At 66.2% G+C, this 13,250-nt stretch carries 14 protein-coding genes; 2 read left to right on the top strand and 12 right to left on the bottom strand.

Translation table 11 applies throughout. The annotated features are described in order from the left end of the window. Positions 1–4: 4 nt before the first annotated feature. The 3 genes from VEI45_RS00320 to VEI45_RS00330 are packed head-to-tail and all read right to left on the bottom strand — an operon-like array spanning position 5 to position 2,841. The gene (locus VEI45_RS00320; protein ID WP_324848978.1) at positions 5–1,393 is read right to left on the bottom strand and encodes a class II 3-deoxy-7-phosphoheptulonate synthase; all 1,389 of its coding nucleotides are present in this window, start codon (positions 1,391–1,393) and stop codon (positions 5–7) included. Positions 1,394–1,452: 59 nt separating this feature from the next. Continuing rightward, a complete protein-coding gene (locus VEI45_RS00325) occupies positions 1,453–1,944 on the bottom strand; it encodes a polyadenylate-specific 3'-exoribonuclease AS (protein ID WP_324848980.1) in 492 nt (163 codons plus the stop codon). Positions 1,945–1,956: 12 nt separating this feature from the next. Beyond that, positions 1,957–2,841, bottom strand: a complete 885-nt coding sequence (locus VEI45_RS00330) for a hypothetical protein (protein ID WP_324848982.1) — start codon at positions 2,839–2,841, stop codon at positions 1,957–1,959. 83 nt (positions 2,842–2,924) lie between these two features. On the opposite strand from VEI45_RS00330, the gene VEI45_RS00335 reads away from it, so the two are divergent. Continuing rightward, a complete protein-coding gene (locus VEI45_RS00335) occupies positions 2,925–4,241 on the top strand; it encodes a glycosyltransferase 87 family protein (RefSeq protein ID WP_324848984.1) in 1,317 nt (438 codons plus the stop codon). Positions 4,242–4,257: 16 nt separating this feature from the next. Here VEI45_RS00335 and VEI45_RS00340 read toward each other — a convergent pair whose 3' ends face one another. The 5 genes from VEI45_RS00340 to VEI45_RS00360 all read right to left on the bottom strand — a co-directional run bounded on the left by VEI45_RS00340 (position 4,258) and on the right by VEI45_RS00360 (position 7,717). Continuing rightward, on the bottom strand, positions 4,258–4,995 hold the full coding sequence (locus tag VEI45_RS00340) for a lysophospholipid acyltransferase family protein (RefSeq protein WP_324848986.1): 738 nt from the start codon (positions 4,993–4,995) through the stop codon (positions 4,258–4,260). 150 nt (positions 4,996–5,145) lie between these two features. Next, complete coding sequence (locus VEI45_RS00345; RefSeq protein WP_324848988.1) at positions 5,146–5,529, bottom strand: hypothetical protein; 384 nt, start codon at positions 5,527–5,529, stop codon at positions 5,146–5,148. Further along, the gene (locus tag VEI45_RS00350) at positions 5,526–6,800 is read right to left on the bottom strand and encodes an ArsA family ATPase (RefSeq protein ID WP_324849047.1); all 1,275 of its coding nucleotides are present in this window, start codon (positions 6,798–6,800) and stop codon (positions 5,526–5,528) included. The genes VEI45_RS00345 and VEI45_RS00350 overlap by 4 nt, the downstream gene beginning before the upstream one ends. Beyond that, entirely contained in the window at positions 6,793–7,230 is a 438-nt protein-coding gene (locus VEI45_RS00355; protein WP_324849049.1) for an SRPBCC family protein, read from the bottom strand. The genes VEI45_RS00350 and VEI45_RS00355 overlap by 8 nt, the downstream gene beginning before the upstream one ends. 88 nt (positions 7,231–7,318) lie before the next feature. Beyond that, positions 7,319–7,717 (bottom strand): polyketide cyclase / dehydrase and lipid transport, encoded by a 399-nt coding sequence (locus VEI45_RS00360; protein ID WP_324848990.1) that lies wholly within the window; start codon positions 7,715–7,717, stop codon positions 7,319–7,321. A gap of 176 nt (positions 7,718–7,893) precedes the next feature. Between VEI45_RS00360 and VEI45_RS00365 the strand changes: the two genes are divergently transcribed. After that, a complete protein-coding gene (locus tag VEI45_RS00365) occupies positions 7,894–9,696 on the top strand; it encodes a long-chain fatty acid--CoA ligase (protein WP_324848992.1) in 1,803 nt (600 codons plus the stop codon). On the opposite strand, the gene VEI45_RS00370 is transcribed toward VEI45_RS00365, so the two are convergent. The 4 genes from VEI45_RS00370 to VEI45_RS00385 form a co-directional block, all read right to left on the bottom strand. After that, entirely contained in the window at positions 9,693–10,829 is a 1,137-nt protein-coding gene (locus VEI45_RS00370) for a glycosyltransferase family 4 protein (RefSeq protein ID WP_324848994.1), read from the bottom strand. The genes VEI45_RS00365 and VEI45_RS00370 overlap by 4 nt on opposite strands. Positions 10,830–10,838: 9 nt before the next feature. Continuing rightward, the gene (locus tag VEI45_RS00375) at positions 10,839–11,678 is read right to left on the bottom strand and encodes a hypothetical protein (RefSeq protein ID WP_414687367.1); all 840 of its coding nucleotides are present in this window, start codon (positions 11,676–11,678) and stop codon (positions 10,839–10,841) included. A 28-nt stretch (positions 11,679–11,706) separates the two neighbouring features. After that, positions 11,707–12,831 carry a peptidoglycan hydrolase RipC gene (ripC, locus tag VEI45_RS00380; protein WP_414687368.1) on the bottom strand — a complete coding sequence of 375 codons (1,125 nt, stop codon included), beginning with the start codon at positions 12,829–12,831 and terminating at the stop codon, positions 11,707–11,709. A gap of 121 nt (positions 12,832–12,952) precedes the next feature. Continuing rightward, a complete protein-coding gene (locus VEI45_RS00385) occupies positions 12,953–13,222 on the bottom strand; it encodes a hypothetical protein (protein WP_324848996.1) in 270 nt (89 codons plus the stop codon). Positions 13,223–13,250: the final 28 nt, after the last annotated feature.

Below are 13,250 nucleotides of genomic sequence, written 5' to 3' on the forward strand. Positions count from 1 at the left end.
CGGCTCAGTCGCGCAACATCTCGGCGACCAGGAACGCCAGCTCCAATGACTGCTGGGTGTTCAGCCGCGGGTCGCATGCGGTTTCGTAGCGGCCGCTCAGATCGGTGTCCGAAATGTCTTGGGCGCCACCAAGGCATTCGGTGACGTTCTCTCCGGTGATCTCGACGTGGATACCACCGGGGTAACTGCCCAGCGCCCTGTGCACCTCGAAGAAACCCTGTACCTCGTCGACAATGCGGTCGAAATGCCGTGTTTTGTAGCCGGTGGACGACTCGTGGGTGTTGCCGTGCATAGGATCGCACTGCCAGATCACCTGATGACCGGTGACCTGCACCTTTTCGATGATCGGCGGTAACAGGTCGCGCACCTTGTTGTTGCCCAGCCGGCTCACCAAGGTCAACCGGCCCGGCTTGTTGTACGGGTCGAGGCGCTCGACGTATTCGACGGCTTGCTCGGGCGTCGTCGTCGGCCCGATCTTGACGCCGATCGGGTTCGCGATCACCTCGGCCAACGCGATGTGCGCGCCATCGAGTTGCCGGGTCCGGTCGCCGATCCACAGGTAGTGGGCCGACAGGTCATACAGTTGGAGCTCGCCGTCCTCCTGGTCGGACAACCGCAGCATGGCTCGCTCGTAGTCGAGCACCAAAGCCTCATGGCTGGCGTAGATTTCGGCGGTTTGCAGGTTACGGTCGGCCACCCCGCAGGCGCTCATGAATTTCAGGCCCCGGTCGATCTCGGAGGCCAGCGCCTCGTAGCGCGCGCCGGCCGGCGAGGTCCGAACGAATTCCCGGTTCCAGTCGTGGACCAGATGCAGCGACGCCAGCCCCGACGATGTCAACGCGCGCACCAGGTTCATTGCCGCACCGGCATTGGCATAGGCGCGCACCAGCCGCGACGGGTCGTGCTCACGCGCCGCGGGGTCCGGGGCGAATCCGTTGACCATGTCGCCGCGGTAGGAGCGCAGCCCCAGCGCGTCGACGTCAGCCGACCGCGGCTTGGCGTACTGCCCGGCGATGCGGGCCAACTTGACCACCGGCACGCTGGCGCCATAGGTCAATACCACCGCCATCTGCAGCAAGGTTCGGATATTGCCCTTGATGTGCGGTTCGGTGTTGTCGACGAACGTCTCGGCACAGTCGCCGCCCTGCAGTAGGAACGCCTCACCGTTGGCAACCTGGGCCAGCATGTCCTGTAGCCGGACGATCTCCGACGGCACCGTCACCGGTGGCACGCTCTCCAGAACCGTTCGTATCGGCGCGACCTGCTCGGGCGTCCAACTGGGCTGCTGTGCAGCCGGCTTGGCCAGCGCGGCGTCCAACCGGGCCCGCAGATCCGCCGGCAGCGGAGGCAGCGGCGGCAGCTGCTCGATCGGTACGTCCACGGTCCAGTTCACCCGTCTATGGTAACCGGGCACCGCAGCCCGCTAATCAGGCCGAGCGCCCGCAGGCCGGGCTAGCCATAGTCACCATCCGACGTGATCAAGCGGTATCGCCGCAGCTGGTCTCGAGCGTCGACTAGCGCGTCGTGCACATCGGGCGGCCGGCGCGGCAACCGCGGGCACCCTCGGTCCTCCCATAGCTGGCGCAGCTCTCGGGTGAATCGCGGCATCGCCGGCGGCAGGTGGGTCATCGGGCCCCACAGCTGGCACAGCACGACATGGTCGTAGGCACCGACCCAGGCCCACAGCTCGATCGGCTCCGCGCCGTCGATGTCGAAGAACGTTTCCAGGTCCGCGCGGATCCGGGCACGTGAGCGCCAAACCTGGGAGGCCGGTGACGGTAGTTTCGGCAGCACGTGAGTGCGCACCCAGCTGCCGGCCTGCTCGGGATTGAATTCGGTTGAGACTGCGTAGTATTCGCGGCCGTCCTCGGCGACCACCCCGATCGAGATCAACTCGATAGTGCGGCCGTCGTCGATGAATTCCGTGTCGTAGAAATACCGCACTGCGTCAGCCGGTCACCTGATGGCAACGCTCCCGGCCAGGGTGCGCCGCGGCGGTTGCGGCGGCGGCGGCGCCGGATGGACTTCGCGGTCCAGCAGCGCATCGACCATTCGACGGTCGGGGCGGCGCGGCGTACCGGCGATCGTGTACTGCAACCACAGCTTGGCCCGCACGACGGGGCGGCGCAGAGTTCGTTCGCGTTGCAGCGCACGCGCCATCTTGTCCAGTCGACTCATGTAAAGCCAGCGGGCCCACGGGGCTTGCGGGCGCGACAGCCGGATCGCCCCGATGACCAGCAATGGGACGAAGAACATGCCGATCAGGCCGGTCCACACCTTGCCCTTGACGACAACCAGCACCGCCAGTGGCAAAGTCAGCACCATCGCGAAGACCACGCCGGCGCGCAGCAGCACCGAGTGAGTGGTGTCGTGCCACAGGCTGATAAAGAACAAAAATGGGTGCAGGCCCAGGACCAGCAGCCCGCCCACCGCCACGGCCGCGAAGACCGCGTCGACCGACGTCCGCCCGTCTTCCTCCCAATAGACGTCGGACAGGTGCAGGATCAACGCGTACTCGTCGAGCACCAGCGCGGCTCCGATACCGAAGACGATGGCGCTCGTGGTGTGTTCAAGTTCGTTGCCGCTGACCGACAAGGCCACCAACGTCACACCGGAGACCATTACCAGGAGCACTCCGACAACAACGTGGTGGATGTGTTTTTTTCCGATGTGAATGTTGCGTGGCTCCCACCAACGCGGCAGCAGGCCACGCTCAGCGCGGTGGCGGATATAACGCACGCAGGTGCGCGTCACGAAAAAGGTGAGGATGAAAGCGACCAGACAACACAACAACGGCAGTCGACCGCGGCCGACAATGTCGTCCTCGAACCAGCGGAGCACTCTAAGAAACCTACGCCCACTTCGCACCGACGGCCCTCCGCGACACAGGCTAAGACGCCCGCACCGATAGGCTGGTCATCGACATGAGTACACGGCAGTCGCCCGACGTGGGCAGTTGGCGCGGGCGGGTGGCCACCGCGCAGCCCGGTATCTGGCGAAATGCCTGGTCGGCGTTGCTCCAGCTATTGGGCTTCGCCGCATTGGGCTATGCGGCATGGCGGCTCGTCGGCCACACCCCGTACCGCATCGACATCGACGTCTACCGGATGGGTGGCCAGGCCTGGCTGGATGGCCGTCCGCTGTACGACGAAGGTGTGCAATTTCACACGCCAATCGGCTTGAATCTCCCGTTCACCTATCCCCCGCTCGCCGCCATCGTGTTTTGCCCCTTCGCGTGGTTGGGCATGCCGGCCGCCAGCGTGACGATCACGCTGATCACGTTGGCGCTGTTGGTCGTGTCCACGATGATCATGCTGACCCGACTCGACGTGTGGAGCACCGCACGGGTGGTGCCCGGACCGGCCTGGCTGCGGCGATGGTGGTTGACGGCGTTGATCGTTGCGGCCGCAGCGATCTGGCTGGAGCCGATCAAAGCGAATTTCGCCTTCGGGCAGATCAACGTCGTGCTTATGACGCTGGTGATCGCCGACTGCGTGCCCCGCCGCACGCCCTGGCCGCGTGGCCTGCTGCTGGGGCTGGGCATGGCGCTCAAGCTCACCCCGGCGGTGTTCCTGTTGTACTTCCTGCTGAACCGCGACCGACGCGCCATGCTGACCTCGCTGGCGTCGTTCCTGGCGGCGACCCTGGCCGGGTTCGTCCTGGCGTGGCACGACTCTTGGAAGTACTGGACCGACACCATCCACGACACCGATCGGATCGGCGCGGCGAGTTTGAACACCAACCAGAACGTCGCTGGGGCATTGGCGCGGCTGGGCCTTAGCGAGCATGCACGATTCCTGCCGTGGGTGGCCGCGTGCCTGCTCGTGCTGGCGCTGACGGTGTGGGCTGCGCGGCGGGTGCTGCGCGCCGGCGAGCCGACCCTGGCGGTTATCTGTATCGCGCTGTTCGGCCTGGTGGTTTCGCCGGTGTCGTGGTCGCACCACTGGGTGTGGATGTTGCCGACGGTGGTGGTGACCGCAGTGCTGGGTTGGCGGCGGCGCAGCGTTGCGCTGGCCGCGGTCAGCGCGGCCGGGGTGGCACTGATGTACTGGACGCCGATCGACCTGCTGCCCAAGCACCACGAAGTGGGCGCCGTGTGGTGGCGTCAATTCGCCGGCGTCTCGTACCTGTGGTGGGCGCTGGCGACCATCGTCGCCGCCGGCGCCGCGGTCGCTGTCAGCACCACCGCTGCTGCACCCCGGACGTCGACCGCGCCGGAGCCGGTGTCAGCCGTCGGCTGACTCGGATCGTGATCCGCTAACCCGCCGCCGTTTCCGGTATCCGCGACGACGATTGCTTCGCCGGTCCGGACCCATTGGCGTCGTTGCCGTTCTTGAGGGTGGCGGCGTAAATGTCGACGTATTCCTGACCGGAAAGCCCCATCAGCTCGTAGATCACCTCGTCGATGATGGCTCGTTCGATGAAGCGGTTGCCCGCCAGCCCGTCGAATCGGGAGAAGTCCATTGGCTTGCCGAACCGGACGGTGACCCGGCCGAACCGCCACATCTTCCTGCCGGGCGGGTTGACGACGTTCGTGCCGATCATCGCCACCGGTATCACCGGAACTCCGGTTTGCAGCGCCAGACGGGCCAACCCGGTCTTGCCCTTGTAGAGCCTGCCGTCCGGTGAGCGGGTGCCCTCGGGGTACATGCCGAGCAGCTTGCCCTGGCTCAGCAACCGCTCAGCGGTATTCAAAGCGGCCTGCGCCGCGTCGGCATCGCTGCGGTCGATGGGCACCTGACCGGTGCTGCCGTAGAACCAGCGGTTGAACCAACCCTTCAACCCCGTGCCGGTGAAGTATTCGGACTTCGCCAGGAACGTGATCCTGCGCCGCACAACCAGCGGCAGGTAGAAACTGTCGGCGACAGCCAGATGGTTACTGGCCAGTATCGCCGGGCCGGACTGCGGGATATGTTCCAGCCCTTCGACTTTCGGCCGACCAAGAACAGCAAGCAACGGGCCCATGAAGATGTACTTGAGAAGCCAGTACCACATGGACCCTCCCATTTGCCCGCGACCGATAGTGTTCTGAGCCAGCGTACCGATCCAGTGTGGACGGGACCACACCAGCGCGCGTGACCTGCCTAGTCTTCGGCGATGAGCCGACTGCCGTTAACCCGAACGTGTTAACCCGAACGCCGGGGGCTACTCCTCGACGGTGACGGTGACGGTGATGGGTTGATAGCGGCTCGGGGCGCCGGCATCGGCTGCGCCGTCGGCCTCGGCACCACCGTTCGGCGGACCGTCAGGCGGCGGGGTCGATCCGTCGACTTGCTCGACGATCGCCCGGATCACCGCCAACAGCGCGACGCTGTGCTCAGCGATCGCGGTCAGCAACGGGTGTTCATCCCCGGTCACCACGGCAGCCAACGCACATACCGGACACCACACCTGCTGGCACTTGCCGGTGCCGGCGCCGTCGCCAAGCGCCCGCGTGGCCGCCAAGCGGACCGCGGGGTCGATCCCGTCGAGAATGCTCTCTGCGAGTTTGCGCAACTCAGGACCGATGTCGGGGTGAATGCCGGTCACGTCGGCCATACCTCCGGATCAGGTCGAAAACGCACCGTCAACTCACTACCTCGAAGATGCGCGTCCAGCACCGTACATCGCCGCAGGACGGACGCCAACCGAACTCGGCGCCGCATCCCGCCGGCGCCGACGATCAAGTCGTCGCCGACCCGGCCAAGGGTAAGCGCGCCGGAATCGATTTGCGGTAACTCTAGCCGCAGCAGGTAGACCGATTCCAGGCCGGATCCTGACTCCAGGTCCACCACGGGACGCAGCGGCCCCGGCGGTGCCGATCCGTCACGACGGCGCGCACTGTCCAGCAGCTCGGCCAACGCCTTGGCGCCGATCGGCTCACCCGCCAGATGCGGGGTAAGGACCAGCGCCACATCGCCGATGGCGGCGTCCAGTTCTTCGAGCACGGCGCGCTGCTCACCGATTCGCTCGGAATACCAGTCGAAGGCCGGATGAGAGGGCAGATCGCAGTACTCGTATGAATCATCCTGCACCAGAATCTGGTTGACGATTAATTCCTCGACGCGCACGCCCATCAACGCCAGCGAGCCCAACGTCCGGACCGCCTCGGCGGCCACCACCCGTTCCGCGGTCAGGACCAGATGTGCCGCGACTCGCGTACCGTCGGTCAGCAATGCGCTGAGCGTTTCGACGCTGCCGCTGATCCGTTCCAGCAGTTCCACCACCGCCATCGACCGGGCATCGTCGGCGACGGTGGAAAGCCTGCGATGCCGCGGCCAGCCGCGTTCGACGTACAACGCGAAGGTGGCCGGCAGGGTCAGCATCCGCAATGCGTCGGCGGTGGACGCACAGTCGACCACGATGTGGTCCCACTGCCCGGCCGCGGCCAGCTCGCCGACCTCGTGCAAGCCGAGCACCTCCTGAACACCAGGCAGTGCCGAAAGTTCTTCGGGCGCAATCTCATCCAGCTCAGATTCGGGGAAGCGCCGGCCCAGCGTGTCGACCACGGTGCGCCAGCGTGCCTCGAGCAGCGCCAGCGTGTCCAGCGCCAGCGCGTCGAGGAAGCCACCGCCGATGTCAGCCGATCCGGTGTCGAGGTCGGCGAACACTCGGACGGCGTCGCGCCGGCCGGTCGGCGAGACCGCGACACCGAGCACGTCACCCAGCGAGTGCGCTTGATCGGTGGATACCAGCAGCACCCGCTGACCGGCGCGTGCGTCACGCACGGCGGTCGCTGCCGCCAAGGTGGACTTCCCTACCCCACCCTTGCCGACGAAAAGACTGATCCGGGCAAGTGCGGGCGCTGGTGACTCACTCAGCCTCGACTCGTTTCTTCAGATCCTTCAACGCGGAGTCGATCAACCTGCGCTCGGCTTTGCGCTTGAGCAAGCCGATCATGGGCATAGCAAGGTCGAGCGAGAGCTCGTAGGTGACGTCGGTGCCAGACCCCTTGGGCGACAAGCGATATACCCCGTCAAGGGCTTTCAGCAGCGAGCTGGACACCAGCGACCAGCGCACCGATTTGCGGTCCTTCGGCCAGTCGTAGGAGAACACCAGGGTGTCCTTGAGGACCGCGGCGTCCATCACAAAGCGCGCCACCTTCACGTAGCCTTCGGCGTCGGCCTCCAGCACCTCGGCTTCCTTGTACTCACTGACCCACTCCGGGTACGAGCCGATGTCAGCGATCACATCCATGACCGTGCTGGGGTCCGCGTCGATGTAGATCGTCTGCACCGTCTTCTCCACCACCTGGTCGCTTCCTTCTCCCCCGTACGCGGTCTGCACCCTGTGGGCTGTACCGCCAGTCCACGGCAGAAACGGTACTCCCCGGTTGAACTCAGACCTGTTCAAGCACCGGAGAAACCCCCACTGGGCGGGAGCGCTCCAGCGCCGTCTTCACCTCGAAGGCCATTCTTTTGCCGGCGACCCGACGGCGGTGGGTCATTCTCCTGAGATTCATCCTGGCCAGCTGCCAGGCCGCCACGCCGGACGGCTCGGCATGCAGGAAGTAATGCAGCACCACGCCGTCCAGCGACGGTTCCAACCAGATCTCCATGGTGCCGGTGAGCCGTCCGGCCACCGCCCATCGGACTCCTTTGTCGGCGCGATCCTCGATGACCTGCAACCGCAGATCGGGCCACCACCGTCGCCAGCTGGCCGGATCGCCGACGGCGGCGCCGACTCGTGCGGGGTCGGCTGCGACAAACGTCTCGTCGGCAATTTGAACGCTGTGCACGGCCCCTAGCTTCACATATCGCGCTCGTGGCCGCATAGTCCATCCCGGCCCGCATCGTCACCGGACTAGACCCCATGGTCCGGCTCCTCAGCGGCCCATCCCGGCCCGCATCGTCACCGGACTAGGCTGAATCCAACCCGGCCACCCGGCGAAATAACTCAAGCGAGGTCAGAAGAGTGCGTGAATTCAGCGTTCCCGCCCCGTTCGCCGTGGGCGAGCACGACAACATCGTCGCCGCAGTGTTCGAATTCGAGCGCAACGACCCCGACACCGTCGTCTTTCAACGCCTGGTCGACGGGATCTGGACCGACGTTACATGCGCCGCCGCCGCCACCCAAATCCGTTTGGCCGCATTGGGTTTGATCGCACAAGGGGTGAAGGCCGGCGACCGGGTGGTTATCTTCTCGGCCACCCGCTACGAGTGGGCGATCCTCGATCTGGCGATCCTGTCGGTAGGTGCGGTCACCGTCCCGATCTACGAAACATCGTCGGCCGAACAGGTGCGCTGGGTGCTGACGGACTCGAGGGCGGTGGTGGCGTTCGCCGAAACCGACGCCCACGCGGCGATGGTCACCGAGCTCACCGGCGACTTGCCTGAGCTGCGGCGCGTGCTGCAAATCGACGGTTCGGGCGTCAACGCCCTCGAGCAACTCGAACAGGATGGCGCCTCGGTCGACCCGGCCGAGCTGACCGCCCGCGTCGAGGCGTTGCGCAGCGACGATCCGGCGACGCTGATCTACACCTCGGGCACAACCGGACGCCCGAAGGGCTGTCAGCTGACCCATTCCAACCTCGTCTATGAGACCCGCGGCGCCAAGGAAGTTCTCCCGACACTCCTTCGCAAGGGCGAGCGGCTGTTGGTTTTCCTGCCGTTGGCACACGTGCTGGCTCGCGCATTGACGCTGTGCGCCTTCCACAACAAGGTTGTCGTCGGATTCACCAGTGACATCAAGAATCTGGTGCCGATGTTCGGAGTATTCAAGCCGACGGTCGTGGTGTCGGTGCCGCGGGTGTTCGAGAAGGTCTACAACACCGCCGCGCAAAACGCGGCCAACGACGGGAAGGGCCGTATTTTCGCGATCGCAGCGCAGACCGCAGTCGACTGGAGCGAGGCGTGCGATCGCGGTGGCCCTGGTCTGCTGCTGCGGGCCAAGCACGCGCTGTTCGATCGGCTGGTGTACCACAAGCTGCGCGAGGCGCTGGGTGGTGACTGCCGCGCGTCGGTCTCGGGCGGCGCACCGCTGGGCGCCCGGCTGGGCCACTTCTACCGCGGCGTCGGTGTCACCGTCTACGAGGGCTACGGGCTGACCGAAACCAGCGCGGCGATCACCGTCAACCAGGTCGGTGCCCTGAAAGTCGGTACTGTCGGAAAGTTGTTGCCGGGCAACAGCATACGCATCGCCGACGACGGCGAGCTGCTGGTGCGAGGCGGCGTGGTGTTCCATGGCTACTGGCACAACGAGCGAGCCACCGACGAAGCGATGGAAGACGGCTGGTTCAAGACCGGTGACCTGGGCGCGGTCGACGACGACGGGTTCCTGACGATCACCGGCCGCAAGAAGGAAATCATCGTCACCGCAGGAGGAAAAAACGTCGCCCCCGCCGTACTGGAGGACCAGCTGCGGGCACATCCGCTGATCAGCCAGGCGATGGTCGTCGGGGACGCCAGGCCCTTCGTCGGGGCGCTGATCACCATTGATCCCGAGGCATTCGAAGGCTGGAAGCAGCGCAACCGCAAGCCCGCCGGAGCGCTGGTGAGCGATCTGGTCACCGACCCCGACCTGATCGCGGAGGTGGACGCGGCCGTCAAACAAGCCAACTCGGCAGTGTCGCATGCGGAGTCGATCCGGAAATTCCGCATCTTGCCCGTCGACTTCACCGAGGACACCGGCGAACTCACACCGACGCTGAAGGTCAAGCGCAAGGTGGTCGCCGAGAAGTTCGCCCACGACATCGACGCCATCTACGTCACCAGCTAACCGCGGATCAGCTCGGACAGCCTGGTGGCCAACGCATCCCATCGCCACTGCGCCATAACCCAATCCCGGCCGGCGGCGCCCATCGCGGCCGCCCGGTCGGGATCAATCAGCATCTCGGTGACGGCGTCGGCGATCTGGTTCACCGAGCGACCGTCGACCACGAGCCCAGTCTTGTTGTGCTGCACGGTCTCCGGCGCGCCACCGGAGTATCCGGCAATCACCGGTACGCCCGTTGCGGAGGCTTCCAAAAATACGATGCCCAGACCCTCGACGTCCAGCCCGGCGCCGCGGGTGCGGCACGGCATCGCGAACACATCGGCCATCGCATGGTAGGCGGGAAGCTCCGCGGCCGGGAGGCCGCCGGTGAACGTTACGTGTTCGCTAACCCGATAGCGCTCGGCTAGTCGGCGCAGGGTCTCCAGATAGGGGCCACCGCCGGCAATCACCAGCGCGGCCCCATCTACTCGCTGCCGGATTGCCGGCAGCGCCCGAATCAGCATGTCCTGACCCTTGCGCGGCACCAGCCGTGACAGGCAAAGCACCGTGGGCCGCTGGCCCAGGCGGTAGTGGGCACGCAGCGTGGCGCGGCTTGCCGGGTCGGGACGGAACCGGTCGGTGTTCACGCCGGGCGGCAGGTGCTCCAGCGCGGCCTGCGGCCCGAACGCCGACGCGAACCGCGCTCGGGTATAGCGGCTGACGAAGGTGACGACGTCGCTGTCGTCACCGATACGACGCAGCACCGACCGGGCCACCGGAAGCATCGACCAACCCACCTCGTGGCCGTGGGTGCTGGCCAGCACCCGGCTTGCGCCGGCTTGACGGGCGCGCTGCGCCAACAGCCCCAACGGCGCGGCGGCGCCGAACCATACCGTGTCGATGTCGTGTTCAGCGATCAGCCGGCGCATCCGGATGTCGACTGAAGGTGCGGGCAACATCAACGTCCCAGAATGGCGTACCACCTGATAGCCCGGGGTTTGAGCATCGAAATCGTCGGCGCCCTTCCACTGGGGCGCGTAAACGGTCATGGTGTGCTCCCCGGTGGCGGCCAGTCGATTGACCAGCTCCACCAAATACGACTGGATGCCACCGCGCCGCGGTGGAAAGTCGTTGGTTACCAGCAGGACCCGGGACACCTGCGTAGGTTAGCGGGTCAGCCACTGCTGCCAGTCGGCCAGCACACTCGGCATGTCGCCGCCCAGAACGTCGCGCATCGCGGTGGGCAGGTCGGTATGCCCGACACCACACGCAGCCCGGTAGAGGGCACGCAGCGTCGCCGCGCCGCGAGTGTCGGCGACAAAACGCGCGAACCACCATGCCCGTTCGTATCCCAACGAACGCTGCGGCCCCGGCGCAGCCAGGTCGGCGTCCGAGGGCAATTCCGTCGGTAATTGCGTCGGCTCGGGCAGCGGCGTGGGTGGCCGGGCGACGTAGTCGGCCACGCCTTCGGTCAGCCACCGAGGCGCATCCACGGCCGTGTCGGCGCGTGTCGCGTAGTGAAAAAGTTCGTGGCTCAAAACGATTCGCAATGCCGGCTCACTCATACCGACCGCCCCGGGCGCGAACACGATTCGCTGGCCGATAGCGATCCGCCGCGCCGGGTCCACCCGGTCGGCGACAGCCACCGCTGCGATGTCGGCCCACTGCGCCGCAGGCCCACCGCCCGCCTCTGTCTCGAACTGCCGCTGTGAGCCGGTGGCCACTACGGCGATATCGCGCGGCCAATCGGTCCCCCAGAATGCCTCCACCGCGTCGAAGGCCGAAACGATGTTCGCCGCAACACGGCTAAGCAAGACCTCCGATTGCGGGCCACCGAGATTGGTCATCTGCACGGTGCGGTCGGCGGCAACCATGATCCGCAGCGCTGACGTACCGACCGCCGCAGGTGACGCCGGGTGAGCGGTTTGCGCCGGTGCTGCACTCCCCTGGCCGACTATTGACACGGCGGCGAAGACCAGTTCGGTGGCTAGGGCGCAGGCAAGCAGCCAGCGGCGACGGTCAGTCCGTCGGCGGTCAGTAGCGGCGAGCGTCGTAGATCGGGCCGGACGAATTCATCGGCACCACCCGCACCGGCACGCCGTAGGTGGACGAATGGACCATCAGGCCGTCACCGATGTAGAGGCCGGCATGAGATGCGTCGGAATAGAAGGTCAGCACGTCACCGGGCTGCAGGTCCGACAGCGAGACCGGCTGCCCGCCGTGGGCCATCGCCTGGCTGGAATGCGGCAACGCAATGCCGGCCTGCTGGAATGCCCACATCACCAATCCGGAGCAGTCGAACCCGCCGGGCGCGGCGCCACCCCAGGCGTACGGCGCGCCGACCTGGGTCAACGCGGCCTGAACAGCGATAGCGCCCTGACCACTCCCCGGCCCGGCGCCGAATCCAGGCCCAGGACCACCCGGCTGCCCGCCGCCCGGCGGTAACGCCTCTGGCGCGGGAGCGGCGGCGGCCATGGCCGCCGGTGGCGGCGGCACTGGCCCAGGCGCGGCCAGCGCGGTGCGCTGGTTGGGACTCAGCGCCAGGTACTGCGACTTGACGATGGCGATCTGCAGCTGCAGCCGGCTCTGCTTGGACTGCAGGCTCGCGCGCACTGCGGCGGCCTGCTCGGCCGCGGTCTTGGCGTCAGCGGCCGATTTCGCGGATGCCGTTTCGGCCTGGGTGGCCTGCTCCCGGGTGGCGCGGTAATCGGCCATCTGCGCGAGCATCGCGGTGGACATCACCCGCTGCACGGCCAGCTTGCCGATCAGCTGCTGCGGCGACTCGGCGGTGAAGATGGCGTTCATGCCGTCGGTGCGGCCACCCATGTACATCGCTGCCGCAAACTTGTCGACACCGGCCTGAAAAGTTGCCAGTCGCGACTTCGCAGCGTCGGCGGCAGCAAAGTCATCGTTGTGCTTTTTCTCGGCGGCCTGCTGCGCAGCCAGCTTGTTGTTGAGGTCGAGCTGCGCGCTGTGCATCGCTTCGGTGGTCTGCTCAGCCTGCCGCGACAACTCAGTGAGCTTTGCCATCGAGTCATTAGCGGGGTCAGCCAGCACATTGCTGGCGGCAACTCCGGAGAGGGCGACGAACCCAATCACCGCTCCAACAGCAAAGCGGATCGCCGCGCGCAAACGCGCGCTTCCACCGTTATGCCCCAACCCCAAGACTTTGCATCCTTACAACCCGTCGGCGCCACCGCCGAGTCTGCTTTAGGTCTCAGTTAGGTTACGAAACGGCATCGAGGTTGTCCCGCGTTACAGTTGAAATCTGGCTGTTTTCTTAATCATCCAAGGTTGTTAGGCCACCCCGGGGTCGCTGTTGGTGGATCGGGACCAGCCGCAGTCTCGGAGCCAGTCCCGCGTCGGCGAGCACCTCTAAAGCGACGCGCTCATCCTCCAGCAAAGTTTCCGGTACCCCGAGTATCACGCTGACGACGCAGTCACGGCATCCGGGACCGCGCACTGCACAGTCGTCACAGTCGATTACCACGGGTTCTCCCGCCTCGGACGGGACTACCGCCGCCCGGTCGGCCTCGTTGGTGTGCGACATCAGGCTGGTCCTCTCGGTCTTCGTGGTG

Source organism: Mycobacterium sp., from assembly GCF_035623875.1.
GTDB lineage: Bacteria > Actinomycetota > Actinomycetes > Mycobacteriales > Mycobacteriaceae > Mycobacterium.